28 protein-coding genes are annotated in these 26,774 nt (G+C 40.1%); 20 read left to right on the forward strand and 8 right to left on the reverse strand.

What is annotated here, in order from left to right; all coding sequences use genetic code 11:
* Positions 1-468 precede the first annotated feature (468 nt).
* The 3 genes from AC2INI_RS16505 to AC2INI_RS16515 all read right to left on the reverse strand — a co-directional run bounded on the left by AC2INI_RS16505 (position 469) and on the right by AC2INI_RS16515 (position 3,118).
* Positions 469-1,347, reverse strand: a complete 879-nt coding sequence (locus AC2INI_RS16505; RefSeq protein WP_486305744.1) for an NAD(P)-dependent oxidoreductase — start codon at positions 1,345-1,347, stop codon at positions 469-471.
* A gap of 128 nt (positions 1,348-1,475) precedes the next feature.
* The gene (locus AC2INI_RS16510) at positions 1,476-2,000 is read right to left on the reverse strand and encodes a DUF3087 domain-containing protein (protein ID WP_486305745.1); all 525 of its coding nucleotides are present in this window, start codon (positions 1,998-2,000) and stop codon (positions 1,476-1,478) included.
* Positions 2,001-2,197: 197 nt separating this feature from the next.
* Positions 2,198-3,118 (reverse strand): permease, encoded by a 921-nt coding sequence (locus AC2INI_RS16515; protein WP_122032522.1) that lies wholly within the window; start codon positions 3,116-3,118, stop codon positions 2,198-2,200.
* Positions 3,119-3,225: 107 nt separating this feature from the next.
* Between AC2INI_RS16515 and AC2INI_RS16520 the strand changes: the two genes are divergently transcribed.
* From AC2INI_RS16520 to AC2INI_RS16530, 3 genes are read left to right on the forward strand one after another with little or no spacing between them, the layout of a single operon-like run.
* On the forward strand, positions 3,226-3,519 hold the full coding sequence (locus tag AC2INI_RS16520) for an ArsR/SmtB family transcription factor (protein WP_122032523.1): 294 nt from the start codon (positions 3,226-3,228) through the stop codon (positions 3,517-3,519).
* Positions 3,520-3,533: 14 nt separating this feature from the next.
* Positions 3,534-4,007 (forward strand): methylated-DNA--[protein]-cysteine S-methyltransferase, encoded by a 474-nt coding sequence (locus tag AC2INI_RS16525; protein WP_486305746.1) that lies wholly within the window; start codon positions 3,534-3,536, stop codon positions 4,005-4,007.
* Positions 4,008-4,057: 50 nt separating this feature from the next.
* Positions 4,058-5,101 carry an ion channel gene (locus AC2INI_RS16530; protein WP_486305747.1) on the forward strand — a complete coding sequence of 348 codons (1,044 nt, stop codon included), beginning with the start codon at positions 4,058-4,060 and terminating at the stop codon, positions 5,099-5,101.
* Positions 5,102-5,104: 3 nt separating this feature from the next.
* Here the strand turns inward: AC2INI_RS16530 and AC2INI_RS16535 are convergent, their stop codons facing one another.
* The 3 genes from AC2INI_RS16535 to AC2INI_RS16545 form a co-directional block, all read right to left on the reverse strand.
* Complete coding sequence (locus AC2INI_RS16535) at positions 5,105-6,445, reverse strand: heavy metal sensor histidine kinase (protein WP_486305748.1); 1,341 nt, start codon at positions 6,443-6,445, stop codon at positions 5,105-5,107.
* A gap of 4 nt (positions 6,446-6,449) precedes the next feature.
* The gene (locus AC2INI_RS16540) at positions 6,450-7,133 is read right to left on the reverse strand and encodes a heavy metal response regulator transcription factor (RefSeq protein ID WP_122032526.1); all 684 of its coding nucleotides are present in this window, start codon (positions 7,131-7,133) and stop codon (positions 6,450-6,452) included.
* A 104-nt stretch (positions 7,134-7,237) separates the two neighbouring features.
* Complete coding sequence (locus AC2INI_RS16545) at positions 7,238-7,618, reverse strand: DUF3316 domain-containing protein (RefSeq protein ID WP_122032527.1); 381 nt, start codon at positions 7,616-7,618, stop codon at positions 7,238-7,240.
* A 233-nt stretch (positions 7,619-7,851) separates the two neighbouring features.
* Between AC2INI_RS16545 and AC2INI_RS16550 the strand changes: the two genes are divergently transcribed.
* Both AC2INI_RS16550 and AC2INI_RS16555 read left to right on the forward strand, forming a co-directional pair.
* Positions 7,852-8,517: a response regulator transcription factor gene (locus AC2INI_RS16550; protein WP_122032528.1), complete on the forward strand. Its 666-nt coding sequence runs from the start codon at positions 7,852-7,854 to the stop codon at positions 8,515-8,517.
* A 16-nt stretch (positions 8,518-8,533) separates the two neighbouring features.
* Positions 8,534-9,922: a histidine kinase sensor domain-containing protein gene (locus AC2INI_RS16555; protein ID WP_486305749.1), complete on the forward strand. Its 1,389-nt coding sequence runs from the start codon at positions 8,534-8,536 to the stop codon at positions 9,920-9,922.
* Between the two features lie 118 nt (positions 9,923-10,040).
* Here the strand turns inward: AC2INI_RS16555 and AC2INI_RS16560 are convergent, their stop codons facing one another.
* Positions 10,041-12,494, reverse strand: coding sequence for a molybdopterin guanine dinucleotide-containing S/N-oxide reductase (locus AC2INI_RS16560; protein ID WP_486305750.1), 2,454 nt, complete (start codon positions 12,492-12,494; stop codon positions 10,041-10,043).
* Between the two features lie 10 nt (positions 12,495-12,504).
* The gene (locus tag AC2INI_RS16565; protein ID WP_486305751.1) at positions 12,505-13,596 is read right to left on the reverse strand and encodes a NapC/NirT family cytochrome c; all 1,092 of its coding nucleotides are present in this window, start codon (positions 13,594-13,596) and stop codon (positions 12,505-12,507) included.
* Positions 13,597-13,925: 329 nt separating this feature from the next.
* Here AC2INI_RS16565 and AC2INI_RS16570 point away from each other — a divergent pair, with 329 nt between their 5' ends.
* The 15 genes from AC2INI_RS16570 to AC2INI_RS16640 all read left to right on the forward strand — a co-directional run bounded on the left by AC2INI_RS16570 (position 13,926) and on the right by AC2INI_RS16640 (position 26,751).
* The gene (locus tag AC2INI_RS16570) at positions 13,926-16,025 is read left to right on the forward strand and encodes a TonB-dependent siderophore receptor (protein WP_486305752.1); all 2,100 of its coding nucleotides are present in this window, start codon (positions 13,926-13,928) and stop codon (positions 16,023-16,025) included.
* A gap of 109 nt (positions 16,026-16,134) precedes the next feature.
* A complete protein-coding gene (locus AC2INI_RS16575) occupies positions 16,135-16,902 on the forward strand; it encodes a DUF3450 domain-containing protein (protein WP_122032533.1) in 768 nt (255 codons plus the stop codon).
* A gap of 1 nt (position 16,903) precedes the next feature.
* On the forward strand, positions 16,904-18,259 hold the full coding sequence (locus tag AC2INI_RS16580) for a MotA/TolQ/ExbB proton channel family protein (protein ID WP_486305753.1): 1,356 nt from the start codon (positions 16,904-16,906) through the stop codon (positions 18,257-18,259).
* Positions 18,259-18,768, forward strand: coding sequence for a MotA/TolQ/ExbB proton channel family protein (locus tag AC2INI_RS16585; RefSeq protein WP_486305754.1), 510 nt, complete (start codon positions 18,259-18,261; stop codon positions 18,766-18,768). Before AC2INI_RS16580 ends, AC2INI_RS16585 begins: the two co-directional genes overlap by 1 nt.
* A complete protein-coding gene (locus tag AC2INI_RS16590; RefSeq protein ID WP_017021643.1) occupies positions 18,765-19,169 on the forward strand; it encodes an ExbD/TolR family protein in 405 nt (134 codons plus the stop codon). The genes AC2INI_RS16585 and AC2INI_RS16590 overlap by 4 nt, the downstream gene beginning before the upstream one ends.
* Positions 19,169-19,789: an energy transducer TonB gene (locus tag AC2INI_RS16595; RefSeq protein ID WP_065592692.1), complete on the forward strand. Its 621-nt coding sequence runs from the start codon at positions 19,169-19,171 to the stop codon at positions 19,787-19,789. Before AC2INI_RS16590 ends, AC2INI_RS16595 begins: the two co-directional genes overlap by 1 nt.
* Positions 19,786-20,988: a tetratricopeptide repeat protein gene (locus tag AC2INI_RS16600; protein ID WP_486305755.1), complete on the forward strand. Its 1,203-nt coding sequence runs from the start codon at positions 19,786-19,788 to the stop codon at positions 20,986-20,988. The genes AC2INI_RS16595 and AC2INI_RS16600 overlap by 4 nt, the downstream gene beginning before the upstream one ends.
* 159 nt (positions 20,989-21,147) lie before the next feature.
* Positions 21,148-21,792 carry a PepSY-associated TM helix domain-containing protein gene (locus AC2INI_RS16605; RefSeq protein WP_486306458.1) on the forward strand — a complete coding sequence of 215 codons (645 nt, stop codon included), beginning with the start codon at positions 21,148-21,150 and terminating at the stop codon, positions 21,790-21,792.
* A gap of 75 nt (positions 21,793-21,867) precedes the next feature.
* Entirely contained in the window at positions 21,868-22,350 is a 483-nt protein-coding gene (locus AC2INI_RS16610) for a DUF2271 domain-containing protein (RefSeq protein ID WP_486306459.1), read from the forward strand.
* Positions 22,351-22,400: 50 nt separating this feature from the next.
* A complete protein-coding gene (locus AC2INI_RS16615) occupies positions 22,401-23,231 on the forward strand; it encodes a DUF4198 domain-containing protein (RefSeq protein ID WP_141677020.1) in 831 nt (276 codons plus the stop codon).
* A 57-nt stretch (positions 23,232-23,288) separates the two neighbouring features.
* Positions 23,289-23,606 carry a hypothetical protein gene (locus tag AC2INI_RS16620; protein WP_017021649.1) on the forward strand — a complete coding sequence of 106 codons (318 nt, stop codon included), beginning with the start codon at positions 23,289-23,291 and terminating at the stop codon, positions 23,604-23,606.
* Positions 23,603-24,166, forward strand: coding sequence for a DUF6162 family protein (locus tag AC2INI_RS16625; RefSeq protein ID WP_486305756.1), 564 nt, complete (start codon positions 23,603-23,605; stop codon positions 24,164-24,166). The genes AC2INI_RS16620 and AC2INI_RS16625 overlap by 4 nt, the downstream gene beginning before the upstream one ends.
* Before the next feature lie 22 nt (positions 24,167-24,188).
* The gene (locus AC2INI_RS16630; RefSeq protein WP_486305757.1) at positions 24,189-25,112 is read left to right on the forward strand and encodes a metal ABC transporter solute-binding protein, Zn/Mn family; all 924 of its coding nucleotides are present in this window, start codon (positions 24,189-24,191) and stop codon (positions 25,110-25,112) included.
* Positions 25,112-25,876 (forward strand): metal ABC transporter ATP-binding protein, encoded by a 765-nt coding sequence (locus AC2INI_RS16635; RefSeq protein WP_486305758.1) that lies wholly within the window; start codon positions 25,112-25,114, stop codon positions 25,874-25,876. The genes AC2INI_RS16630 and AC2INI_RS16635 overlap by 1 nt, the downstream gene beginning before the upstream one ends.
* Positions 25,876-26,751, forward strand: a complete 876-nt coding sequence (locus AC2INI_RS16640) for a metal ABC transporter permease (RefSeq protein WP_045104276.1) — start codon at positions 25,876-25,878, stop codon at positions 26,749-26,751. Before AC2INI_RS16635 ends, AC2INI_RS16640 begins: the two co-directional genes overlap by 1 nt.
* The last annotated feature ends 23 nt before the right edge of the window (positions 26,752-26,774 follow it).

Genomic DNA, 26,774 nt, shown 5'->3' on the forward strand with positions numbered 1-26,774 from the left:
AGTTTTAAACCGATAAAATCACGTTGGTATAATTTAATGGTATCAACAGCTTATATTTAGTATTAAGCGGTCTCTCTAGAGTGCTTCCTGCGATACATGTTGACCTGTTTATAAGGTTAACGTCATTGAGATAATCATAGGACTTTGGAGGTAGGTGGTGAAATGCAATTTATAAAGGCGAGCCATAGAAAAAATGCATATCACATAGATAAATGTTATCTACCGCAACGATATCTAGGGTATTCATTATCTTTGATTGGTTAAAAACGTGAGAGCAGTAACGATTTGTAGGACGAGACAAGAGTGAGTGGGAGAAAGTGTAGGGTAAACAAAAGCAGTCTTAGATCACAGGTTCAGGTGAACTGATGACAAGAAGAGACAAAATGAGAGGGAATGGGGTGTTGAGTGTGTAATAAAAAAGGGTGAGTTTTATTTTCACCCTTTACGTTATTATGGTTTTTTGTGAGGTTATATTTTTGCTTTAACCGCTTTGATTAGCACAGACGTATCCATTCGACCTAAACCTTGTTCTTGCAGGTTTTTGTATTCCTGATCTACTTCTTCTGTGAGTGGCAGTTTAATCCCATGAGCTTTTGCTTCATCTAGACAAATGCCAAGATCTTTTCTCATCCAATCAATGGCAAAACCGAAATCGAATTTATCTTGTGCCATGGTGCTTGCACGGTTTTCCATCTGCCATGAACCCGCCGCGCCGTGTTTTAGCGTATCAACCACAAGATCGATATCTAGGTTGGCTTTTTCAGCAAGAATAAGCGCTTCACTTAGGCCTTTTAATACACCAGCGATACAGATTTGGTTTGCCATTTTACAGCGTTGGCCTTGGCCATTTTCACCAAGAAGAGTAATCGCTTTAGCAAAGCTTTGAATCACAGGTTTTGCTGTATTGAATGCTGCTTCATTACCGCCACACATCACGGTTAATACACCGTTTTCAGCACCGGCTTGACCACCAGAAACGGGAGCATCAATAAATTGATTACCTTGTGCTTCAGACGCTTTTGCAAGTTCAACCGCTAAGGTAGCTGATGTGGTGGTGTTATCGACTAAAATAGCACCAGGTTTTAAACCTGCAAGAACACCATCTTCACCATAAATAACACTACGAACATCGTCATCATTACCAACACAAACAAAAACGATGTCTGAGCCTTCTGATGCTTCACGAGGAGTAGCGGCGGATTGACCTTGGTATTCCGCAGCCCATTGTTTTGCTTTTTCTTCTGTGCGGTTATATACCGTAGTTGAAAAGCCTGCATTTTTTAAATGGCGGGCCATTGGGTAGCCCATTACGCCCAAACCAATGAAGCTAACGTTAGTGATTTCCATGTCATTCCTTATTATGTGCTGTTGTTATTAGCGATTAAAACACAGCTCGTAACAATTTGACATAGGTCAATATTGAGATTATTTGTAATATTGTTATGAAACTAATTCATGATCAGTTGTATCTGTTATTAGTATCTATCTAGTAAGTCGACAGTAAAATCATCAAGATCAAGCGTAAAGTTCATTTCTGCTGCTTGTTCATATACTTCATTTAAGCTTTTTTGAACTGCTGTAATGGTAAGCGTGTTGTTATCCAAGGTGAATACTTGTTGTTGAGTCGTGTAGTAGAAAGCGAGTATCAACAGAGAGTTGTGATCATTTCTGGCCGCTTTTTCTTTAATCTTTGCTAGCTTACGATAGATACGATTATGAATTTGTTTTAGTTGCCATACGTACATGATCTCATCAAAATACGGATTACTTTTAACTTTGTTCATAACCACAGAACTTACTATTACCGCTAAGATAACGCCAAGAACATTGAGATGAAAGTTGCCAGTAGAGCCGGATTCAGTAATGCCTTCTGAGCCAAATAAAGCAATAAGAATTGAGCCGAATGCAAGGGCTAACACCGCAAGACAACCAACAAAACCCACCATAACCAAGTTAGTTTTTTTACGATACGTGTCTTTGTCTATATTTAGAATTTTCATGTCACACCGCTCTCGATGATAGTAAATAGAAGGGCAGTGTAGTGCAAAAAGGAATAAAATTGGAATTAAGAAAGAGTAACCGTTAGTTTCATCAAAGTTTTATCAAGAAATAGATGATGTTAAAGACAAAAAGCCATATCAAATTGAGTGATATGGCTTTGTTAATATTGCGTATTATTTTTTGAGGAGTTTAATCTTTAGAAGATAAATTGATACAAGAAGCCCGCACCAATTGCCATGCCTAGAATTACTACTAAGAACGCTGCAATCATTTGGTTCTTGAAGATAGATTTAAGCAAAATTACTTCGGTTAAACTTGCCCCTGCACTACCAATGATTAACGCCATTACTGCACCAAGACTCATTCCTTTTGCTGCTAGTGCTGCACTTAACGGGATAACCGCTTCAGCACGAATGTAAAGAGGAATACCAATGACCGCCGCAACTGGGATAGCAAATGGGTTATTTTCACTTGCGATACGAGCAACGAATTCTGTTGGCATAAAGCCATAAATCATTGAGCCAAGAGCAATACCACCAATTAAATAAGGCAATACTTTCTTAAAATCAGTCCAAGTACTGTTCCAAATTTTCATCCATTTACTTTGAGGTGCTTTTTTCGCAGCGCCACAGGTTGAACCACAGCCTTTTGATTCAGGTGCGATATACGCGCTTTCTTTTACGTATTTTTCAAAGCCCAGTTTTTCTAAGGTGTAACCTGCAATAATGGATACACCCATTGCAATTGCAAAGTAGAACACAGTCACTTTAAGACCAAAGGTGACAGCGAATAGTCCAATAATGATTGGGTTTAATAGTGGGCTTGCAAACAAGAACACCATCATCGTACCAAAACCAGCTTTAGCTCTTAGTAGACCTTTCAAAAAAGGAATGGTTGAGCATGAGCAAAACGGAGTAATTGCACCAAGTAAGCCGGCAACAATATAGCCTCGGCCATTTTTCCCGCTCAGAATACTTTGGATCTTCGCTGGTGGAATGTATTCCTGTAAGACGCCAACAAGGTAGCTAATTAATAGGAACAGTACGGTTAATTCTGCCGCTAAAAACGCGAACATATTTAAGGTGTCCATCACCATGTCTTGTGTAATTGTAAACATAATCTAAATCTCTATATTTCTGGAATAGTCGAAATATACACATAACTATTGGCGCGATCAAGTTATTTCTAGTAATATCGAAATATAAATTTAAAGAGGAATACATAATGGATATTGAAATTGTTGCTAAAGCATTGAAAGAATTAGGGCATCCCACCCGTTTAGCTATTTATAATGTTGTAGTTCGTGCTGGGCACCAAGGGATTGCTGTTGGTGGAATACAAGAAAAATTAGATATTCCGGGTTCTACCTTGTCTCATCATGTATCAGGTTTGGCTTCTGCAGGATTAATTTCTCAACGCCGTGAAGGGCGAACTCTTTTTTGTGTGGCTGAATATGAGAAACTGTCTTCGGTGATTGGTTTCTTACAAGATGAATGTTGTTTTGATGAAGAATGTTAAAAAGGAGCAATGAAATGAATGTGTATACTCAATTTGAAAGCCCGTTAGGTCTTGTGACTGCCAACGCGAATGACGATGGCTTGCTTGGTGTTTGGTTTGAAAGTCATGAGATGGAATTAAGTGATTTTGGAACGCAAGCAGATGACCATCCTGTTTTGAAACTTACCGTTCTTCAGTTACAGGAATATTTTTCAGGAAACCGCCGTGAGTTTTCTATTCCATTAGCGGCAAATGGCACAGAGTTTCAAAATAAGGTATGGAAAGCATTAACAACAATCCCTTATGGTGAAACATGGTGCTATAAAGATCTTGCCATTGCAGTCGGTAACCCAAAGGCGTCTCAAGCGGTTGGTGGGGCTAATGGTAAAAATCCAATATCAATTATCGTTCCTTGCCATCGTGTGATTGGTAAGAATGGCAGCCTAACGGGATACGCTGGTGGCGTTGACATCAAACAAGCATTATTAGAGTTAGAAGGTATACGTTAATTTTGTAGTACGCTACACTGATCGGAATTATGGATGATGAAGGAATAACAATGCACGCAATATTAAAAGTCATTGCTAACTTAATTAATAAGCACTTTATGGCGATTAATATGTATACGCTGATGTTTCTTCTTATCAGTTACGTCGCGTTAAGTTGGCTAGGGTTAACCTTGGCGAATGAACCTCATTTAACCGATAACCTATCCAGCTTTTTTTACTATATCGTTACCACCAGTAGTACCGTAGGGTATGGCGATTTAAGCCCAACAACCGATCATGGTCGACTCTTTTCAGCCTTGTTTATTATTCCATGTGGTGTTGGTTTATTTGCGTTGTCAGTGGGACGTGCCGCGGTATTTTTTACCGATTTTTGGCGTACAAACAGAAGAGGGAGACGAAACTTGAACTTAGAAAATCACATTATCGTTATTGGAATAAACAGTGGGCGAACGCCTCACCTTGTTCAAATGTTAAGAAGAGAAGAGCAAGGCCGACGAGAAGTGGTGGTTGTCTCTTGTGAGTATGAAGAGTCTCCTTTTGATTCTGATATCCATTTTGTGCGCGTTAACTCGTTTACCGATGCAACAGAAATGGAACGCTCAAACTTATCGAAAGCCAGTGCGGTTATTGTTGATACCGATTTAGATGATGCAACGTTAACCATTAGTTTGTTTGTCGCAGAGCAAAACAGCGATGCGCATTTAGTGGCTCACTTTGAAGACCCAATCAAACGAGATTTATTGCATAAATATTGCCCGAATTCAGAGTGTATTTCGTCACTGTCGACAGAATTAGTGGCGAAGTCTGTAATGGATAAAGGCTCAAGTTTTATTCATTCTGAGTTGGTGAGTGCGCATGAAGGTCAGACTCAATACTCAATTGAGATACCGAACGACATCACGCCATTTACGATTGAATCGGTGTATACGCCATTTAAGAAGCAGTATGAAGCCATCATTATTGCCATACAGACAAATAATGAAGGGTGTAAAATTAACCCAAGTCTAGAAACCATACTATCGCCAGGCGATGTAATTTATTACATTGCGGATGAACGTATTGTCGATCTTAATTGGGCTAACATTACGAATTAATCATTATTTTTGGAAAGAAACGGTAAACGTTGTTTGTGTATCGGCAGACTGCACTGTTATCTTTCCATTATGTGCATTTATAATCGAGCGAACAATAGTTAATCCAAGCCCTGCGCCTGTGCTGCTTGAATGTCTTCGTGATTTATCGGCTCTGTAAAAGCGCTCAAAAATAAAAGGCAGATCCTTTTCTTGGATGATGTCACCTGTGTTTGAAATTGATAATTGCACTTTATTTGGGCTTTCTTTGATATCAATTAAAATAGAACTGTTTGGTGCTGAATGACGAATTGCGTTTGATAAGAGATTATTAGCAATTCGTTGTATCATCGATTTATCCCCATATAGGATGCCCTTACCAGAAAGCCGAATAGTAACGTCTGACTCTTCAGAAATGATGCTGTAATATTCTACAATAGGTTCAAATAATGAGACTAAATCTAAGTGGATATTATTTTTTAATAGCAAATCATTTTCTGACTTAGCAAGATAAAGAGTATCGTTAATGGTTTTATTGATCCGTTCTAATTCTTCTAAATTAGACGATAAAATGTCCTGATAGTCTTGTGTGGATCTTGGGTGTGATAGCGTGACTTGAGTTTGTGTCACAATGTTCGATAATGGGGTTTTTAACTCATGGGCAATATCAGAAGAAAAGTCACTTAAGCGCTGAAACCCCAATTCTAATCGTTCAAGCATTTGGTTTTGCACCCTCGCAAACTCAATGAGTTCAGTGGGTAACCTCTCATCAGATAATCGGATATGCAATTTATTTGGTTGAACTTCTTTGATTTGATTTTGCAGTGATCTAAGCGGTTTAAACCCCATACTCACGATCAAAAAACTGTAAAGAAAAGACAGCAAACTCGCGATGCTAATAGACCACATTAAAATAACTTTGAGTTTTTTATTAAATTGAATGTGATGATCAATGTTAATGCCAATGAGAAGGCCAGTGTACTCATCATGTGCGTTTAGAGGATAATATAAAGTTCTAAATGTGTAGTTATTATACGTCCACTCGTTAAGGTCTTTTGATGGAGAAAATGCATCATCATTTGCGATTACGTTGGTGTTTTGGGTTTGCTCTCCGTTCTTTTTGGTTATCCATACATTAATGCCTCTGCTTTTTAACGATGAAAATATCTCGGTACTAGTAATCCCTTTGTTTTGCAGTAAGACGGAAATGGAAGTGCGGTTGGAGGTTAGTTGATTACGGTCTTCTTCATAGAAATGGGATTGAACGAGATACTGAATGGCGATGCCAAGGCCAATAAACACAAATACCGAGGTGGAGAAAAACATGAGGGTGAGCTTTAATTTCATTGAAAGATAATGAGTTTTCATCGCATCACACCTCGTCCATTTTATAGCCCATCCCTCGCACCGTATGGATCAATGGCGTGTCGTAAGGTTTATCGATTTTTGCTCTGAGTCGTTTAACGGCAACGTCAATGACATTGGTATCACTGTCGAAATTCATATCCCAAATGAGAGAAGCGATGGTGGTTCTTGATAGTACTTCTCCTTGCTTTCGCATGAACAATTCGAGTAATGAAAATTCTTTTGCTGTTAACGTAATATTATCGTGATTTCTTGTCGCAGTATGTTTTAAAAGGTCGAGTTGTAAATCACATAAGACTAACTCGTTTACTTTTTGGGTGTGCGAGTTTGCAGTTTGAGATCTCAGTGCATTTTCAATACGAGCTTTTAATTCAGCAAAGGCAAAGGGCTTGATTAGGTAATCATTCGCGCCGAGTTCAAACCCTTTTACTTTGTCATCTACTTGATCTTTTGCCGTCAGCATAATAATAGGCGTGCTATTTTCGCAGTTTCTGAGCGTTTGCAAAATTTGCCACCCATTCAATTTTGGCAGCATGACATCTAAGATAATTAAATCGTATTGATATGTCGTTGCGTTATACAAACCATCAACGCCATCACGCGAAAGATCAACAGTGTAACCGGACTCTGTTAATCCCTTTTTTAGATAATCTCCAGCTTTCGTTTCATCTTCTATTATAAGTAGTTTCATCACGTTACTTCTTTAAATATGGAGAACAATCAGTGGGTATCAATACAATATAGTCGCATCTTTCTTATATGGCACGTTGATTTATAAAGAATAGTACAAAAAAACTAGTCATTAGAGGTGTGCTCTAAGTAATGATAATTTGCGTGTATTAATCCTGTGTATTGTATTTGCCCTGCCATGTTCATTGTTTCTTGAACTGTGATGTAACTCTTGTCATCTAAGCTAATGCTTTGGGTTGTTTTTGATTCAAATGATTTGATTTTTAATGCATTTTTAAGTTCTGACGGTGAGCTTGTATCAAGTTTATTTAATTGAGTTAAAGCTTGATTGTAGGCTTCTTTTTTCGTTGTTACATGGTCAGTATAGAGCGTCGTATTGCTTGTTTTACTAATATAGTTGCCGCTAGTGATAACTGAGTTAGCCATCGCATTTGAACTTGCAAGAATAATAACGGCTGATAGAGCAAGTGTTTTGAATGATTTCATGATGATCCCTTAATGAGCTGTTTTGTTTAAGTAGGTTCATAATAGTGGACTGAAAGTGACATGACGGGGTCTGGTATATGACATTTTTGTCATGTTGGTTTGGGGAGTGGGTCGTGTTTTTATGACTGATATCATTAAGAAGAGAGAAACTGTCGCCATTTGAAATTCTTTATTGCACTGAGGTAATGCTGAGATTAGAATGCGAACGATTTTCATTTAATTGGTGAGTAAACGTGTCCCGTATTTTAGTGGTTGATGATGACATTGCGTTATGCAATTTATTACAAGAAGTATTACAAGATGAAGGCTACGATGTCGATTGCGTACATTGTGGAGAAAGTGCGCTAGAGTTTATTCAGACGCATTCAGTTGACCTTGTTTTACTTGATGTCATGTTACCAAAATTAGATGGTTATCAAGTGGCGAGACGCATTTGTCAGCGCTTTGCCACTCCTATTCTTATGCTTACTGCTTTAGGTGATGAAGAGTCTATGCTTGATGGTTTGCAAGCAGGCGCAGATCATTTTCTTGCTAAACCTTTCAATGTTCCTGAATTATTGGTGCGTATTACCGCTATTTTACGTCGTGTCGGTTTAGAGCGTCAGCGCCAAAATTATGTGGGTGCGACCGAAGATCTGGCAGAGCAATTTTTACGTTTACCATTGACTGAAACGGAATCCGAATTACTGCAATATCTGATTAAGAATGCTGATGTTGTGGTGTCTAAATCTGATCTTCAAGTTAACATTCTCAAAAAAGAGTTATGCCCGTTTGATCGTAACCTAGATATGCATATCAGTAATATTCGTCGTAAATTACTTCAATCTGGTTTATCTAAACAGCACATTAAAACCGTTCGTGGGCGTGGCTATAGCTTTATCAAAACGGTTAATAACTAATGATGGGTAAGGTTGAATGAATATGCTTCATTGGTTTTGTACTTGTCCCTCTTTTGTACGTAAGCATAAAAATGGATTAGCGTTTCGTTTATTTAGTGCATTCGCAGTCAGCTTATTTTTGATCATATCGCTACAAAGCTTGGCTGAAATTGCCTTAATGAAATCAATGTTACGTATTCCTGCATCCATACAAACTAAGATGTTAGATTTGGCTGACCAAGCAAATGTGATGATTGAAGATGGGGATATGGATGAGTTAGCCGATTGGGCAAGAGCACAAGAGTATTATCTTTTTGTTCTTGATGAAAATAAACGACCAATTACTCATCGTGATATGCATCCTCATTTTGCATTTAAACTCAGATATCTACGTCCATTAGATACGCAATTAGATAATGAAGTGAACCGTCCGATTATCGGTATTCCATTAAAGGATGGTTTAACGATAGTAATTCAAATGCCGTATCAGTACCATCCCGCAAAAGATTTCCCTCTTTATTTTGGCATTATAAAGTTCGTTATTTCAGGGTTGATCCTAGGGTTGTTCTCTTGGGTTATTGCTCACTATTTACAGCAGCCACTCGCTAAATTACGCGAAGTAAGTCATAAATTAGCGCAAGGCGATTTTGACGTTAAAGTGGGAGAAGAGATAGGACATTCGGTTCGAGAGTTTAGCGAGTTAGCTCATGACTTTGATAATATGACCCATGAGATCCACTCTTTAGCTGAAAAGCAGCAGAGACTGATCCGTGATGTTTCTCATGAATTACGAACGCCATTAGCTCGACATAATTTAGCGTTGCATTTACTGAGAAAGAAAGTGGACAGCGAGCATCAACATTTATTGGATAGATTAGAGAGTGAATCTAATGAGATGAATGAATTAGTGGGTGAGATCTTAGAGTTTAGCCGTTTAGAGAACGCTCGTTACTCCACAAAGTTAGAAGCGATTATGTTAGAGAGCCACTGCAGCGCTCAAGTGGCTCAACGTCGCGTCGATTTAAAATTAAATCAAAGTTTAGAAATGACAGCCACACAACCTATTCCAATGGCGATGGCAGATCCTCGTTTGGTGACTCGGATTATTAGCAATCTGATTGGTAATGCGATTAAATATGCCGGTGACAGTGCGGTGATTCAGGTTATCGTGACGCCATATACAGAGCAAGATAAAGAGTATGTCGCGGTAATCGTTGAAGATGATGGTTTAGGGATCCAAGAACATCAGTTATCGAATATATTTTCTCCATTTACCCGCTTAGAGTCAGCTAGAGATAAGCAATCTGGTGGCTATGGTTTAGGGCTTGCGATTGTTAAAGAAGCGATGTCAGTAATGAAGGGGAAAGTGAAGGCTGAGAATCGAAAAGAGGGCGGTCTGAGGATCTCACTGCTGTTTCCTGTTTAGTACCTGCTTTGATTAGAATTACTGCGATGGTTATAAGAAACATTGAAGTGAAGATAAAAATAAACCCGAGCACATTACATGCTCGGGTTTGTTATTTATGGGTATGAACTACATCATATTACCCATTCATTGGTGGCGTAAACGCCGTTAATGTTGGTGCAACACCCGTGTATTTTTCAATTTTTACAACACCAGAGTTACCACAGTTACCATTACCTAAACGAGAGGTCGGAATATCCATCGTTAGTACGTTTGGTCCACCGTTTTTACACATACCTGTCTTAGGATCTAAATCAGGCCATGCTCCTTCGTGGATACATACGCTGCCTTTTTTGATGCCATTAGAAACAAAAGCACCAACCAGAACTTGGCCACGTTGGTTATAAGCGCGAACTAAATCGCCATCTTTAATACCACGTGCTTTTGCATCTTCTGGGTGAATCGTAATAGGCTCACGGTTTTGTACCGCGTATTTTTTACGAAGATCGGCATAGTTAAATTGGCTGTGCAAACGGTGTGCTGAGTGCGATGTCATTAACTGTAGTTCGCCATCAGTGTAGTTAAACATCCACTCTGTTGGTTCCATCCATACTGGGTGTGGAGGACAATCATCCAGTTTGTAACTTTCGATAGTTTTAGAGAAGATCTCAATCTTACCACTTGGCGTGCCTAGTGGGTTCATGATTGGATCTTTACGGAAATCACCAAAACGTACAAACTCTGCATTCTTTACATTCCACTTCATTTCGATAAGCTTGTTTGCTTCCCAGAACTTAGAGAAATTCATCATAGGTACACGTGCGTTGCGGCCGCCTTTTTGTGCTGTTTTATAGAAATCACGAAGCCATTCCATCTCCGTTTTGTTTTCCATATACACATTTTTACCGCCAGGCTTTAGGAACTCAGCCATATCTGCGAATACGTCAAGATCACTACGTGCTTCGTTTTGTGGCTCAACGACTTGCTTCATAGGAACAAGATGCTGGTTAGAGTAATCGCCTGTCATCGTCATATCATTACGCTCAAATGACGTCGTAATTGGGAGAACGATATCCGCGTGTTTAGCCGCAGCAGTCCAGTATGGTTCTGAAATAACGATCATCTCAGGTTTTTGCCATGCTTTGATCAAACGGTTTGTATCTTGGTGATGGGTAAAGTTAGCACCGCCCGCCCACCAGATCATTTTCAGTTCTGGGAAGGTTAGCGTATGGCCATTGTGTTGGTACTCTGTGCCCGGTTTTTCTAAACATTCAACAATACGAGCGACAGGGAAAGCCGTAACTGAACCTTGAATAGCCCAGTCATTACCACCTGCTGAGCTGCCACCTAGCGATGGAGACATTGCAGGTAATACACCTGCGTCACGTGCTGGGTTACCGCCATTTGAGTAATGGTATGAATAACCAAAACCACCGCCAGGTAAGCCAACTTGACCAAGCATTGAAGCAAGAACGGTAAGCATCCAGTGACGTTGTTCACCGTGTTGCTGACGTTGCATACCCCAACCCGCCATCAGCATGGTACGGTTTTCTTTGAAGATCTTAGCCAGTAGTTCGATTTGTTTTGCAGGAACGCCACAGATCGCTTCAGCCCATTGTGGGGTTTTCTCGATGCCGTCTTCTTTACCCATCAAGTACGCTTCAAATTCCTCAAAGCCTACAGTGTATTTAGCTAGGAATTCAGCATCGTGCTGTTGTGTTTTGATTAACTGGTAAGCAATACCCATCATCATAGCGACATCAGATTGCGGGTTAGGTGCAATCCATTCTGCTTTATCACCAAAGAATTCAGCGGTTTCTGAACGCATTGGGTCAATAATAATAACGGTTTTGCCTGATTTTTTCAGTTGATGGAAAAACTCAAGACCTTGACCATCGGTTGAAGACCATGCGATTTTTAAAGTGTTAATTGGGTTTAAGCCCCATAACACAACCACTTCACTGTTTTCTAAAATTACCGGGTAAGTCGTTTGTTGTTCATATACTTCGATAGAGCCAACAACGTGAGGCATAATAACTTGAGCTGCACCCGTTGAGTAATCACCTAGGTGACCAGCATAACCACCGGACATACTCATGTAACGTTGAAGTAGTGTTTGAGCTTTATGTAATACACCACTTGAGCGCCAACCATAAGAGCCAGCAAAGATTGATTCAGGACCGTAAGCTTCACGAATGCGCATATGCTGTTCGTGAATTAGCTTATAAGCGTCATCCCATGATACTTGCACAAATTCATCGCTACCACGAACCCCTTGAGGGTTACTTGGGTTTTCTAAATAGCCTTTACGAACCATTGGGTATTTAACACGAGCCTTGGTGTAAACCTGCGATGGACCAGTTTGTTGCAAGCTGTTTGGTACGGTTTGCGCTAAGCCACTTTTGGTTGAAATAAGTTGACCATCTTTGACTTCACAAAGTAATGGACCCATACGACCAGCGGTTAGAATTAATGAATCTGTACGACCAAGTGTAGAGGCGTTTACAGATAACGGAGCGATAGACGTGATCGCTAATGCACCAGCAGATGCACCTGCGCCTTTTAAAAAGCCGCGACGAGTAATAGTAGTCATAGTCACTCCCTTATTTATGGTTTGCCACGTCTTTCGCGTGGTTTTGGAAGAATTTAGTTAAGATCTCAAGGTTTAGCTCAGAGATATCAGTACGTGCGCCCATGCTTTTTGCAACAGGCCCCCAAGAGTTAACAGTGAAGTGATTTGCCGGAATTTTCGCGTGACACGTTGCACAGTAGACGTTGTCTAGCTCTTCTGCGTAGTCCCATAATGGTTGATTTGATGCAAGAACAGGTGCTTCAATTGTGCCTGTTAGCTCAGCCGTGCGCCATTCGTTGCCATAAGCATCAGTGTTTGCTTCACCTAGTGTCAGAGCTTTGATGCCGGTATCAGTAAGAGTCGCAATGATTGAACGTTGGCCTTCACCCATGTAAATAACAGATTCTGCGCCTTTCATTTGGTAACCAGAAACAGTCACTGTACGTTTACCTTCATCGTTACTAACAGTTGTTAGTTCAACGGTAGGGTTAATTGTAGCAAGATCGGCCATTTTGATGCTTTCAATTGGATAAACTTTTTCAGCATCAGCTTTGGTGTTTTTCGCCATATCAAAAAGGTGATCAAAAGCAGACGTATCTAATGTGGCTTGTGGTGCAAAGTGAGCAACGCCTTTATGACAATCAATACAGGTTTGGTTATTTTCTCTTCCGTATGCGTGCATTTTTTGTGCACTAGCAGATTGGTCGTAAGTTTCCATTGCATCAAAGCTGTGACAAGAACGACAAGTAGCAGAGTCGTTCTCACGCATTTGATCCCATACAGTTTCAGCCATCGCTAAACGATGTTCTTCATACTTTTCATCAGTGTCAATTTTGCCAGTAACAAATTCGTGATAGATGTCTTTAGACGCACGGATTTTGGTAATTAGGTAATCAATTGGTTCTTCAGGAATGTGGCAATCTGCACATTCGGCACGGATGCCTTTTTGGTTACTGAAATGAACAGAACCTTGATATTCGTGTAGTGGTTTTTCCATTGTGTGGCATGAAACACAAAATTCAGTGGTTGATGTTGCGTGAAGTACTGCTTGGGTACCCCCTAAGGTTATCCAGCCAATGGCAATACCAACGGCGATGATTAAAGCAATATAGCGTTTGTTCATAATATGATCCTTTAATTAGCCACAATCTTTGTGTGGTCAACCTAAAATCCTACCACTTTTGTATTATTTTTTGTAATTTAAATCGAAGTTATGTCAATAAATGTAAGCGGTAGCTCATAATTGAGAGTTCTATTAATAAAGATTCATTTTTATTGTTTATTTTGGTGTCATTTTTATTGGTTTAACGTTTTGTTAAGTCATTCTTCTTTTTCTTTACAAACCTTTACGAATGCAAAGAATGTAAATTTAATGCAAATAATAACAATTATCATTTATATTCCATCTCAGATTTTATCACCCCTTTTATAAATCTTTGGAGATAATGGAATATGTTTTCTAAAAGTCAGTTGGCTCTTGTTATTGGCGCAGTTTTGTCTACCCCTCTTGCTTACGCTGAAACAGATACATCAACTACTGATGAGCACATGGTCGTTACAGGCCGTGATTACGGTTATAAAGCCGATACAAACTCAACATCAATGCGTATGGAAGCAACTCAGCTAGAAACTTCAGGACAAGTAAGTGTGATTGATGAGCAGCTTATTGATGAGCAACGTGCAAGTACGCTTGGTGAAGTATTGAAGAATGATGCAAGTATCGGTGCTGGTGCAACAACGCGTAACCGTGAGCAATTTACTTTGCGTGGTTTTGGATTAAGCAGTAGTACTGGTTTCTTACGTGATGGAAAACAACATTGGTCTCATTATCGTCAACCAATTGAATTATTAGACCGTGTTGAAATTTTAAAAGGCCCATCAGGTTTACTTTACGGCCAATCAGCTCCAGGCGGCTTAGTTAATATGGTAGCTAAAAAGCCAACCTATGAAACTCAAGTAAGTGTAAGCCAAGATCTTGGTTCAAATAATGATTCACGTACAACAGCCGATGTTAGCGGCTCATTAAATGAAGACCAGACATTACGTGGTCGCGCTATCGTTTCAAAGCAAACGTATAACTCATGGCGTCAATACAGTGATGGTACAGTGCCATCGACTGAGCGTTTCGTTGGTGGATTATTCCTTGATTATGACGTAACAGAAGACGTTACTGTGTCGCTGCATTATGACCGTACTATTGATGATGGTAGCGTAGATTCTGGTGCCTACATCAAAGATGGAAAAACGGTGATTGGTGATGATCATATCTGGGATGCTCAGTGGTCAAAAATTGAAAATGATGTTGAGAATATCGGTATCGATGTCGCAGCAAATTTAACTGACACATGGCGCATTAACGCAAGTTATAACTATCAAGATTTTAATCGTCATGATGTAGAAAGCTTCCCTAAAGAAGAAACGTATGATCCAGTAACAGGTGAATACAAGCAAGGTGGTAGTGATCGTACTGATAAATGGGTATTCCAAACAGCAAGTATAGATCTTATTGGTGAATTCGATGCATTGGGTGTAAGCCACCAAATGTTATTCGGCAGTAACTGGTTAGGTTATAGCTATGATCGTTTAGAGTATTCATTTAATAGCACAACAGCAACGGTTGGTGAGCCAGCTCAAGCCCCTGTTCGTGATCCAAATAAAGATCCTCGTGATACAAGTTCGGAATATAATAACTGGGGTTTCTATGCCCAAGATATGATTACGTTTAATGATCAATGGCAAGCACTTGTTGGTGTTCGTTTTGATCGACAAGTTGAAGAAGGTTTAGCTGAAGAGGCTACTTCTCCGAAATTAGCTGTAATTTATCACCCAACAGATACGGGTTCTATTTATGCTACATACTCTGAAAGCTTTGAAATGCAAGGTGAAGTGTCAGGTTCGAATTATGTCAATGATGGACAAAAATTAGATCCTCTACGTGGAAAGTTGTATGAATTAGGTACTAAATGGGAGTTGATGGATAACCAATTGTTTGTTTCTGGTGCTGTGTTTGATATTACTCAAGAAAACTCAACGGTTGATAAGCAACTAAGCAGTGGTATGGATGAGAAAACTCAAGCAGGTGAACAAGTTCACCGTGGTGCAGAGCTTTCGGTTCAAGGCTTTATTACAGAACGTTTCTCTATGAGTGGTTCGGCTACTTATTTAGATGCAGAATACACAGTGCATGAAGATTACCAAGGCAATCGTCCAGCTGACGTTCCTGAATACTCAGCAAGTGTTTGGTCACGTTATGCCTTCACAAATAATACCGATGCAAACTTAGGTGCTATTTATGTTGGCGAGCGTTACGGTGATGCTGCGAATACCTTTAAGAAAGATGGTTACACTCGTTTTGATTTAGGTTTAGCTCATACGATTAAATACGACCAAGATTTAACCTTTGTAGCTCGTTTCAATGTTGAAAACTTGTTTGATACTGACTACCTAGCAGGTGGTGGTTCAACGGGTGATGATTATGCAAAAAATGGTGCATCAAATGTTGTTATTGGCGAAGGCCGAAACTACATGGCGACACTACAAGTTAAATACTAATTTAGCGCATTAAATATAAGGGAGACTTCGGTCTCCCTTTAGTGCGTTTATTTGAAGGCAAATTTTTTAAGAGATAGACCTTAAAAATAACAGTTAAGAAATAGATAATATGAATATTTTAAAAACCAGTATTGGAATAGCGTTAGCTACCGTGATCACAACGGCTCAAGCATCTACACTTGATCAAGCTCGATCTATCGAAAATAAATCGAATACAGCCTCTGCTGTGAGCCAAACAAAAATTGATAAAAGCTCAGAAGCAACATTGGCATATAAAGCAGAGATCGAACAACTGCAAGAAGAAGTAAAGAATCTTGCGGTTTATCGTGATCACCTCACTGGTTTGGTGAATAGTCAGCAACAAGAAATGGGTAACCTAAATAATCAAATAGAGACAATTAAAGAGACAAGACAAGGTGTCGTGCCATTGATGTATAAAATGTTATCGGGCCTTACTGTGTTAGTTGAGCAAGATAAACCAATCAAGATAGTAGAACGCCAACAACGTATTGAAAAACTTGAACACATGATGACAAGAGCCGATGTGAGCGATGCAGAAAAATACCGTCGTATTCTCGAAGCGTATCAAATTGAGATGGATTACGGCTCGAAGCTAGGTACATATCAAACTCAAATCACGGTTGATAATGATGAATTAATCGATGCTGATATGTTGCATTTAGGCCGTGTTTCATTGCTTGCTCGTCGTTTGGATGCTTCACAATACTGGAGCTGGAATACCTACAGTAATCAGTGGACGTTATTGGATTCATCATTTAATGACGACTTAGCTAAAGCTTACTCTGTCGCTTATAAACAAGTGGCTCCGAGCTTATTGACTCTACCCGTTTCTTTATCACTGAAAGAGGTGAAATAACATGACGATCAAACCACTTATTTTAGCTATTTCAGTATTAAGTTTTTCAGCTAACACATCGGCAGCAAGCTCTGAATTAGTTCAAGACACCAAGCAAGCAAGCCAAATTCAAAAACAACATAATGCACAGCGTGAGTCTGGTTTTAAACAAACAGAACAAAGTTTAAAAGCACAAAGAAATGCGTTAATAGCAGAACGAAAACAGCTACAGAAAGAGAGTGATAAATTAAGCTCAACGTTCAGCAATAATGAAAAAACGTTAGTCTCTTTAGAGCAAAAATTACATCTAGAAACTGGCAGTCTGGGAGAGCTGTTTGGTGTTGTAAGACAAACAGCAAAAGATGTCGATTTAGAGTTAAAGAACTCAGTAACAGGCTTTGATGATAAGAAAAATAGCCAAGTAATTAATGATATCGTTGCTGCGAAATCTTTGCCTTCGATGGGCCAATTGACCGGTTTATGGCAAACAATGACACAACAAGCACAGGTAAGTTCACAACTGACTTTAGTTCCTGTAACTGTTATTAACGGTGCAGGTCATCGCGCAGAAGTGAATGCTTACCGTTTAGGAAATATGGCATTGGTTGGCGACGAAGGCTTTTTACGTTGGGGTAACAAAAAACAAGTTGCGACGTATTATGCACAACAGCCAGAGCTTGCGCCATCAGTAGCAACATTATCTGATATGGCGCAGCAACAAGTGATCATGATGGCAGTGGATCCATCGCGTGGCATCATGCTAGAGCAACTTGCAAATTCGCCAACGCTAAAAGATCGCCTTCAAGCGGGTGGTGTGGTTGGACAAATCATTATCGCTCTATTGGCAATTGGCCTGCTTATTTCGTTATTTAATGGTGCAAGATTGTTGGTTATTCGTCAGCAGATCCGTACTCAATTAAAAGATCCTGAACACATCGGTAATAATCCTCTTGGTCGTGTTTTATCTGTTTATGATGCAGAAAAAACTCGTTCGGTAGAAGCGTTAGAACTTCGTTTACTAGAAACCATTGTCGATGAGCAACAAGGCTTAGAAAAAGGTCTTTCAATGCTTAAGCTTCTCGCTGCATTAGCACCTATGTTAGGTCTTTTAGGTACTGTTACTGGCATGATCGAAACATTTCAAGTGATTACGCAATTTGGTAATGGCGATCCAAAAGTAATGGCGGGCGGTATTTCAATGGCTCTTGTGACTACGGTATTAGGCTTAGTTGCAGCAATGCCTCTGTTATTAACTCACAATATCTTAAGCTCACAAGCAGAGAGTATTCGTACCATCCTTGAAAAACAGGGCTTGAGTTTAGTGGCTGAACAAGCAGAAAAAGAAACAATAAATAAACCAATGGGAATCGCAGCTTAATGACGGCCTTCTTATCTCACTTTATGGCACAAGGCGGCCCCATTCTATGGTGGTTAGGCGCTGTTGTTGCTGTGTGTTGGTTACTAGTGGTTGAGCGTGTATTTTTCTTATCTTACACTTTTCCGGCACAGCGAAAAGTATGGTTAGATAAATGGCAACAGCGAGACGATCATGATTCGTGGTATGCGAAAACGATCCGTGATGGCTGGGTAAGCGAAGCACATCTTCAGCTTAATCAATACATGAATTTCATCAAAGTTCTTGTCGCCATTTGCCCAATGCTCGGTTTGCTAGGCACGGTAACAGGCATGATCTCAGTGTTTGATGTAATGGCAAATCAAGGCAGTAGCCAGCCAAAACTGATGGCTTCTGGTATCTCATTAGCCACATTACCAACCATGGCAGGAATGGTTGCTGCGCTAGCGGGTATGTTTGTTCATGCTCGTTTAGCCAAAGTATGCCGCCGTAAAGAACATCATTTAGAAAAAGCATTAAGGAGTCAGTCATGAGACTTGGCCGTCGTTCTTCAAACCAAGAAGAAGCACAAATAGATTTAACATCAATGCTCGATATCGTATTTATCATGCTGATCTTTTTTATCGTAACAAGCTCATTTGTTCGTGAATCAGGGGTTGAAGTAAATCGTCCTCAAGCCAGTAATGTATCGAGTCAAAAAGACGCCGGTATCTTTGTCGCTATTACCGCTTCAAACGATATTTTCATTGATAAACGTATGGTGGATGCTGAGCGAGTTCAAGCGACATTAGAGCATTTGTTATTAGAACAACCTGATGCATCGTTAGTGATTCAAGCAGATGAGCATGCGTATAACGGGACGGTTGTAAAAGTAATGGATGCGGCTAAAGGTGCGGGAGTTAAAGGCATCGCATTGGCTGCGGAGAAAAACTAATGTGGCGATTATTGTTGGCAGTGCCTATTGCGCTTTCTATGACGGTAGGACTATTCACCTTTATGGCGTGGATGGTAGACAACGGGCATAACGGGAAACCAGAAAGCAGTGAGACGATCCGCTTTGATATGGTGATGGTTGAGCAAGAACAAGATATTCAGCGCCGTCAACGTCGAGTGCCGGAAAAACCAGAAACACCAGAGCCGCCGCCAGAGGCAAAACCAATGGCGTCTCAAACTCAAACTTCAATGGCGACGCCACAAAGTTCAATGCCACCAATGAGCTTGGATTCTGGTATTTCGGGGTTAGCGATAAATGCACCGAGTTTCGCAGATTTTACAGGTAACCAACAAGCGATGCCGTTGTATCGTGTTGAGCCTCGTTATCCATCAAAAGCGATGAAAAGAGGCGCAGAGGGCTTTGTTGTTATGTCATTTACCATTGATGAACAAGGTCGCCCAACTAATGTAAAAGTGACGGATGCTAAACCGCGTCGAATGTTTGAAAGAGAAGCAGTTAAAGCGTTGAAAAAATGGAAATATCAACCAAAAGTAGTCGGTGGGAAAGCCATTGCTCAAGTTGGACAAACGGTGAAATTGGAGTTTACGTTAGCAAAATGATGAAATTAAAATTACATTCTTCTGTTCTTATTCTTAGCTTCGCTTTATTTTTTGCTGGGGCAGTGCAAGCTCAGCAACTTAGTCAATACAATGCGGGTAAAGTACAGCGAGCGTTGCAATTACAGCAGCAAGAAAAAATGCCTGAGGCAATTGCTGTTTTGGCAGAATTAACCCCTTCTCAGGATTATGATAAAGCCTATATTCAACGTATGTTGGGTGTGTTTCATTGGCAGGCAGGGAGTAGTAAGTCGGCAGTTAAATATCTCACTAAAGCAGTAAATAGCCAGCAATTAGCCGATGAGCAAGCATGGATAACGCAACGTATGCTTGCCGATTTATTATTAACAGAGCAGCGCTTTAGTGATGCGTTACCGCATTATTATCAATTAGCGAACTCAGTGCCTGAAAAACAAAAAATAGGCGATTTATGGTTCCGTATTTCTCAAACCCATTACCAGTTGGCGCAATGGGAAAAGGTCCTTTCTGCATTAAATAAGCATGAACGTGTCGCGATATATAAGAAACAAAGTGAAAGAAGCCAATCACTAGTACTGAAATTAGGGGCGCAACTACAGTTAAAACAATGGAAATCGTCGATCCCTACCTTGAACAGTTTAATTGTACTTGAACCAAATAAAGCGACATGGTGGCAGCAGTTAACTAGTATTCAGCTTCGTTTGAATCAACCTAAAAATGCGTTAGATACTCTTATTCTTGCAGAGCGACAAGGAATTGAATTGAGTCAATCAGAGTTGAAATTGTTGGCTCAACTTTATGCTCAGCGCGGTATCCCAGAGAAAGCCGCTGGAGTATTAAGTCAGTTAGATGAAGCGCAAAGTGATATTGATTTACTGACTATGCAAGCAAGTTATTGGCAAGCAGCAAAAGAGTGGGATAAAGCCACTGTCACTTGGTCAAAGGCTGCAACGCTAGATTCACGTTATTATTGGCAAGTGGCCCAATTGCAGATCCAAGAGGGTCATCATCAACAAGGCTTGAAGACTTTAGATAAGGTTAAGGATTACAAAAAGACAGATGATATTGCATTAGCTAAAGTAAGAGCTTATTACAAGCTAAACCAAATAGATTCAGCCTTACTTTATGCGAAAAGAGCCAATGATTTTACGCCCTCAAATGAAGCGAAAGGGTGGATAAAGTATTTGTCTCAATTGAGAAAAACAGCCAATACTTCAGCGTAAACTCCATTTAATGCCCTTATCGAATGATGAGGGCTTTTCTATTGCTCGTAAAATAAACAGTAAAGAATCCCCAAACGTAAACAATGTAAATTGAATGTCAACGCAAATCATTATCAATTACATTACCATCCATTATTCTTAAATGATCCTGTTTTATTCATGTTGCTGAAAAATAAACAAGTACAATTGTGGGCGCGTCGCTTACATGTCTATGTATCAATGGCGCTTCTACTCGTTGTCTTATTTTTCTCGATCACCGGGATCACGCTAAATCGTCCTGATTGGTTTGTTAGTAGCTCTCCAGACATCAAAAACACCACTCTTTCTGTTCCTAACAGAGTGCTTTTTTCTCAAGATGAAAAACAACACACCCTTTGGAATAAACCAAATACCGCTGCTTTGCTTGATTACTTAAATCAACACACCGATCTCTCTGGAACGCCTTCTAATGTTGATGTTTTTACCGACGTTGAAGACGGTGAACTAGTCGAGGGTGAATTGTCATTAAATTACAAAGGACCCGGTTATAACGCGTCTGTTTATATCGATTTAACGACAGGCATGGCAGATATCGAAAGCTCAAACTATGGCGTTGTTGCGTTATTAAATGATTTACATAAAGGACGAAACAGCGGTGAAGTTTGGAAAGCATTCATTGATATTACCGCGTTATTAATGATCTTTTTTGTACTAACAGGTGTGTGCTTAATTTTACCGAAAAAAAGAACACTAATGACATCAATGAAGTGGATGGTATTTGGCTCATCAATCACGCTTGCATTGTATTTTATTGCCGTACCTTAACCCTTTTAATCTTGTATCCATAAGGACATCACAATGGCTTCACTCTCTACCTATTTACGTCATTCAGTTGCTGCAATGGTATTAACAACGCCTCTTTTTGTTAATTCAGCGACTATTTCTGAGAGTGCAAAAGTCGATGTTGCTTTTGAGCTTCCAACGATTACGACCACCATGTATGCACGCCCTTATGTAGCGGTATGGATTGAAAACAGCGAACGTAAGTCAGTAAAAACGATTGAGCTGTGGGTAGGTAAAGATGAGTGGCTAAAAGATTTAAGAAGTTGGTGGCGTAAAGTCGGACGTTACGATCGTGAATTAGTTGATGCTGTTACTTCTGCAACACGACCAGCTGGTAAATACAAATTCAGTTGGGATGGCAAAGATGACTCAGGTCAGGCGCTACCACAAGGGGATTATACGTTACATATCGAAGTGGTTCGCGAGCATGGTGGCCGTAACTATTTACGTCAAAAAATGACGTTAGCGAATAGTGATATGACTTACCAATTAAAGCCAACAGAAGAGACTGGCGAAATTACCATTCATTATAAAAAATAATTTAGATGTCTATTTATCAGGGAATTAAACACATTATGAAAACAACATTAATGAACAGTAAGTTCAAAGCGGCAGTATTAACCGGCGTGATGGCTGCAGGTTTATTGGCTGCAACGACGGCTAACGCACACCCTCGCTGGGTTTTACCTTCTCATTTTACCGTATCTAAAGAAGGTGGTGATTGGCTTACGTTTGATGTGACCGCGTCACACGGTACGTTTGTATTTGATAAGCCGGCGGGTAGTGATCAGGCACAAGTAGTGATGCCTGATGGCCGTACTGAGCGCCCAAACTTTGTTGTTAAAGGCAAACGCCGTTCAATGTTTGATTTCTATTTTGAAGAAGAAGGCACACATAAAGTGCGTATCAATAATGAACCTACTTACTACACCCAATATAAAGCGGGTCGTCGTGATACGGTGAAATGGATTAAAGCAACCAAGGCAGATCGTGCGTTAGTACTTCCAGAAAAAGCACGAGATGTGGTAAGCCAAGTGAGTTTCACTCGTGCTGAGAGTTACGTAACAGTAGGTAAGCCAACAACAGAAGCGATGAAGCTTGATAATACCTTGTTAGAGCTTAAGCCATTAACTCATCCGTCGGATATTCTAGAAGGTGAACCTGTGACTTTTCAGTTCTTCTTTAATGGTAAACCTCAAGCGGGTGTAACGGCTGATATTACTCGTGAAGGGACACTATATCGTAATCATCAAGAACAAATTGACGTAGTGAGTGATAAAGACGGAAAGATCACCTTTACTCCTGAAACTGCGGGTCGTTACCTGATGAAATCAAATTACAAAGGTGAGCTGAAAGACCACCCACTTGCAGAACAAGCCAGTGTAAATGTTCACTTAACGTTTGAAGCTCTACTTCAATAATGTAGTTAGCACCACTTTCCATAAAGGTTTGTGGTGCTTTTTTATCGAGATTTATCCATGACTAAAGTAAACCTGAAAACCCTTTTTGTTTCTTCTCTTCTTTTTTCTTCTGCGAGTTTTGCTCATTTTCCATTAATGAGCTGTTGGTTTGAATCGGATTTAGTACTGTGTGAAACAGGCTATAGTGATGGCAGTAAAGCCGTTGATTATGACGTAAATATGTATGATTACGATGATAATTTGATTGCAAAAGTCACTACTGATAAACGCTCAATTGCGGAATTTACAAATCCTGAAACAGATTTTTATTTGGTGTTTGATTCAGGACACGAAAGCCCAGTGGAAGTCGATGTTGTCGAGATCTCAGAGAAATGATCATTCAATCAGTCACTCCAGATAATGGAAGCGCAGAAGGAAAATGGATAGCACTCATTATTGGGTGCATTTTGCTTATTGCGGTGGTCGCATTGCCATATCATCAATCGAACGATGAGGGCGTAAAGCTTGAATCACACCAAGTATTAATTACCGATTTAACGCAAGATGATTTAGCTATGATCGCTGAATTACGTTTAGCCTATGAAGAAATTTACGATATTCAGGCTGAGTCAACAGAAGAAAATGCATGGCCAGAGATTGCTTACCTAGCGGATGAATGGTTACCGCCTTTTGTGCAAGACCAAAGCTGGGAGCGTCGCGGAAAACACCAATGGCAGCATTTAGGTTCTGGAGTTTATCTGGGTTTAAAAGTGAAAAAAGAAGGCGCTGCGTCATTCATTTTTAATGCAAAAGGCAATGAGATTGAGCTTTGGCTGAACTCTGAATTGATGTCGACAACCATCTCTCCTGCTCTAATCTCTTGGAATGAAAGCGAACTCATTCAACAGCACTGGGTACAAGTTATCTTTCCTACTCATGACTCTCATTTAAATTGATACCAATTAGAGATAAATAATAATGATGAAATCTATTTTATACGTACGTTCTTTTGTTCTGCTTAGCTTACTCTCTTTGTTTTCTGCATCGGCGATATCGGCAACAAAACCTTTGGTGATTGGCATTACCTTACAACCTTACTACAGCTATGTAAAAGCGGTTGTGGGATATAAAGCAGAAATTCTTCCTTTGGTTGATGCAGGGTTTAATCCCCACAATTATTTACCCCAACCAAACGATTTAAAACGTTTAAATAAAATGGATGTGATTGTTGTTAATGGTATTGGTCATGATGACTTTGCGTTAAAAGTAATTTCGGCAGCAAATAACAGCGAATTAATGGTATTAGAAGCCAATAAAGACGTTCCGTTGTTGCCAGCGATGGGGCAATCGGTCGGTAAAGGGGCGGTGAATCCTCACACATTTGTTGGTCTATCTACAACAATTCAAAAGGTTTACACCATTGCCAATGAGCTATCTAGAATTGATCCTGAAAATGCCTCGTTCTACCGTAAAAATGCACGAAAATACGCGAAAAAATTCCGATTAATGAAGCGTGATGCCATGCTCTCTCTAGGTGAATTAGACACTGCAGGAATGAAGGTAGCAACAACGCACAATGCGTATGGTTATATTCTTCAAGAGTTTGGTGTGGATGTGGCTGCTGTCATTGAACCCGCTCACGGTGTAGAGCCAAGCGCGAGCCAGCTGCAAGGGACAATTGAAAAGATCCGTGAATCCGACATTGATGTTTTATTTTATGAATTGAACATGCCAAACCGTTTTGTCGATACGATTGAAGAGGCGACAGGCGTTCAGTTGTATCGTTTTTCACACATGACGCATGGCCCTTATGAAGACAATAAAGTTGAAATCGAAATGAAATCAAATTTAGACACCTTAATCGAAGCCATGAAATTTGCCGCTGATAAGGACGCTAAATAATGTCAGGACCAGCAATTTCGTTAACCAATGTTGGACTAACTTATGGTGAAAATACCATTTTAGAAGGAGTTAACCAACGCTTTGAAGCCGGTCAATGCCATGTGGTGATGGGGCCTAATGGCGGTGGTAAAACCTCGTTATTGCGTTCAATTTTAGGATTAACCGCGTTTCAGGGGGAAATTAATATTGAGTGGCCAGAGCAGAAAGGCGTGATTGGTTATGTACCACAAAAAGCCGTCTTTGAATCTAGCCTGCCGCTAACGGTGAAGGATTTCATTTTATTGAATCAAACGCTAGTGCCTCTGTTTTTAAGTGCGTTATGGCGTAAGAAAAGCAGCCAAGAAGCATTTGCAATGGCGCAGTTAGAGCGCGTTGGCATGTCTAACCGTGCCGATCGTCGAATGGGACAACTTTCTGGTGGGGAGCAACAGCGCGTGTTATTCGCTCAAGCGCTATTGGATAATCCCGATTTACTTGTTCTTGATGAACCAACAACAGGAATGGATGAGCACGGGGTTCGTTATCTTGAATCCTTAATGCATGAATTTATCGCGCAAGGGAAAACCGTATTAGCCGTTCACCACGATGTGACCGCTGTTCGCCGTCTTAAAGCACATGTTCATGTTATCAATCGTAATTTGGTTGATTCTGGTTGTTATTCAGAAGTATTAAAACCTGAGAAAATTGAGCGGTTATTCAATCATTATACGGGTGCAAGTGCTCAGTACGATGCATCAAAAACCAACAATGGAGAGGCTGCGTAATGGAACTTTTTCGTCAGTGGGCGTTATATGGCGTCGAGCAAGGTTTCTTAAGTGACAGTTTTTCGTATGCCTTTATGGTTAATGCTATTGTTGCCGCCATCCTCTTAGGGCCATTGTTAGGTGGGTTAGGGACGTTAGTGATTGCAAAGCGTTTAGCCTTTTTCTCTGAAGCAGTTGGACACGCTGCCTTAACGGGTATCGCGTTAGGTGTGTTATTGGGTGAGCCCGCAGAGAACCCAATCATCGGCTTATTTAGTTTCTGTATGATCTTTGCTTTGTTACTGCATTTTGTAAGAAACCGAACTAATGTGCCTTACGATACGTTAGTTGGGGTTTTCCTTGCCTTGGCATTGGCTGTGGGCGCTGCATTACTGATGTACGTAGCACGTAAAATTAATATTCACATGCTAGAGAACGTATTGTTCGGTTCTATCCTAACGGTTACGGACCAAGACATTGCGATTCTAGCAGGCAGTTGCTTATTGATTGTGGTGGTATTAATTCCGACGTTTAATCGTATTTTATTAACTTGTATTAGCCCTGATATTGCCAGAGTTCGTGGCTACAAAACTAATTTTTATGACTACCTGTTTGTGATGATGATTACCCTTGTGACGATTGCATCGGTAAAAATTGTCGGTGCGGTTTTAGTTGGCGCGTTATTGCTCATACCTGGTGCGACGGCTCGATTGTTAACTAAAAATATGGGCAGTTTTGTCTTGATGTCTGCGCTATTAGCGACAATATCGTGCTTGATTGGCACCGTATTACCGATGGAATTAGAAATGCCAGTGCCTTCTGGGGCTGCGATTATTATTGTTTCAGCTTTCTTCTTTTTACTTGCGACCACCTACCGAATTATTCGTAAGAATTAACAGAGTAGACCTCAATAATAATC

The sequence above is a fragment of the Aliivibrio friggae genome (assembly GCF_057368515.1).

Excerpts from the sequence above, each read along its gene's own strand:
- AC2INI_RS16510 (WP_486305745.1), bottom strand. The coding sequence starts at position 2,000 with ATGAAAATTCTAAATATAGACAAAGACACGTATCGTAAAAAAACTAAC.
- AC2INI_RS16530 (WP_486305747.1), top strand. The coding sequence starts at position 4,058 with ATGCACGCAATATTAAAAGTCATTGCTAACTTAATTAATAAGCACTTT.
- AC2INI_RS16505 (WP_486305744.1), bottom strand. The coding sequence starts at position 1,347 with ATGGAAATCACTAACGTTAGCTTCATTGGTTTGGGCGTAATGGGCTAC.
- AC2INI_RS16575 (WP_122032533.1), top strand. The coding sequence starts at position 16,135 with ATGAATATTTTAAAAACCAGTATTGGAATAGCGTTAGCTACCGTGATC.
- AC2INI_RS16605 (WP_486306458.1), top strand. The coding sequence starts at position 21,148 with ATGTTGCTGAAAAATAAACAAGTACAATTGTGGGCGCGTCGCTTACAT.
- AC2INI_RS16580 (WP_486305753.1), top strand. The coding sequence starts at position 16,904 with ATGACGATCAAACCACTTATTTTAGCTATTTCAGTATTAAGTTTTTCA.
- AC2INI_RS16615 (WP_141677020.1), top strand. The coding sequence starts at position 22,401 with ATGAACAGTAAGTTCAAAGCGGCAGTATTAACCGGCGTGATGGCTGCA.
- AC2INI_RS16535 (WP_486305748.1), bottom strand. The coding sequence starts at position 6,445 with ATGAAAACTCATTATCTTTCAATGAAATTAAAGCTCACCCTCATGTTT.
- AC2INI_RS16520 (WP_122032523.1), top strand. The coding sequence starts at position 3,226 with ATGGATATTGAAATTGTTGCTAAAGCATTGAAAGAATTAGGGCATCCC.
- AC2INI_RS16525 (WP_486305746.1), top strand. The coding sequence starts at position 3,534 with ATGAATGTGTATACTCAATTTGAAAGCCCGTTAGGTCTTGTGACTGCC.
- AC2INI_RS16600 (WP_486305755.1), top strand. The coding sequence starts at position 19,786 with ATGATGAAATTAAAATTACATTCTTCTGTTCTTATTCTTAGCTTCGCT.
- AC2INI_RS16515 (WP_122032522.1), bottom strand. The coding sequence starts at position 3,118 with ATGTTTACAATTACACAAGACATGGTGATGGACACCTTAAATATGTTC.
- AC2INI_RS16590 (WP_017021643.1), top strand. The coding sequence starts at position 18,765 with ATGAGACTTGGCCGTCGTTCTTCAAACCAAGAAGAAGCACAAATAGAT.
- AC2INI_RS16625 (WP_486305756.1), top strand. The coding sequence starts at position 23,603 with ATGATCATTCAATCAGTCACTCCAGATAATGGAAGCGCAGAAGGAAAA.
- AC2INI_RS16610 (WP_486306459.1), top strand. The coding sequence starts at position 21,868 with ATGGTATTAACAACGCCTCTTTTTGTTAATTCAGCGACTATTTCTGAG.
- AC2INI_RS16620 (WP_017021649.1), top strand. The coding sequence starts at position 23,289 with ATGACTAAAGTAAACCTGAAAACCCTTTTTGTTTCTTCTCTTCTTTTT.
- AC2INI_RS16635 (WP_486305758.1), top strand. The coding sequence starts at position 25,112 with ATGTCAGGACCAGCAATTTCGTTAACCAATGTTGGACTAACTTATGGT.
- AC2INI_RS16560 (WP_486305750.1), bottom strand. The coding sequence starts at position 12,494 with ATGACTACTATTACTCGTCGCGGCTTTTTAAAAGGCGCAGGTGCATCT.
- AC2INI_RS16595 (WP_065592692.1), top strand. The coding sequence starts at position 19,169 with ATGTGGCGATTATTGTTGGCAGTGCCTATTGCGCTTTCTATGACGGTA.
- AC2INI_RS16565 (WP_486305751.1), bottom strand. The coding sequence starts at position 13,596 with ATGAACAAACGCTATATTGCTTTAATCATCGCCGTTGGTATTGCCATT.
- AC2INI_RS16585 (WP_486305754.1), top strand. The coding sequence starts at position 18,259 with ATGACGGCCTTCTTATCTCACTTTATGGCACAAGGCGGCCCCATTCTA.
- AC2INI_RS16540 (WP_122032526.1), bottom strand. The coding sequence starts at position 7,133 with ATGAAACTACTTATAATAGAAGATGAAACGAAAGCTGGAGATTATCTA.
- AC2INI_RS16555 (WP_486305749.1), top strand. The coding sequence starts at position 8,534 with ATGAATATGCTTCATTGGTTTTGTACTTGTCCCTCTTTTGTACGTAAG.
- AC2INI_RS16630 (WP_486305757.1), top strand. The coding sequence starts at position 24,189 with ATGATGAAATCTATTTTATACGTACGTTCTTTTGTTCTGCTTAGCTTA.
- AC2INI_RS16545 (WP_122032527.1), bottom strand. The coding sequence starts at position 7,618 with ATGAAATCATTCAAAACACTTGCTCTATCAGCCGTTATTATTCTTGCA.
- AC2INI_RS16640 (WP_045104276.1), top strand. The coding sequence starts at position 25,876 with ATGGAACTTTTTCGTCAGTGGGCGTTATATGGCGTCGAGCAAGGTTTC.
- AC2INI_RS16570 (WP_486305752.1), top strand. The coding sequence starts at position 13,926 with ATGTTTTCTAAAAGTCAGTTGGCTCTTGTTATTGGCGCAGTTTTGTCT.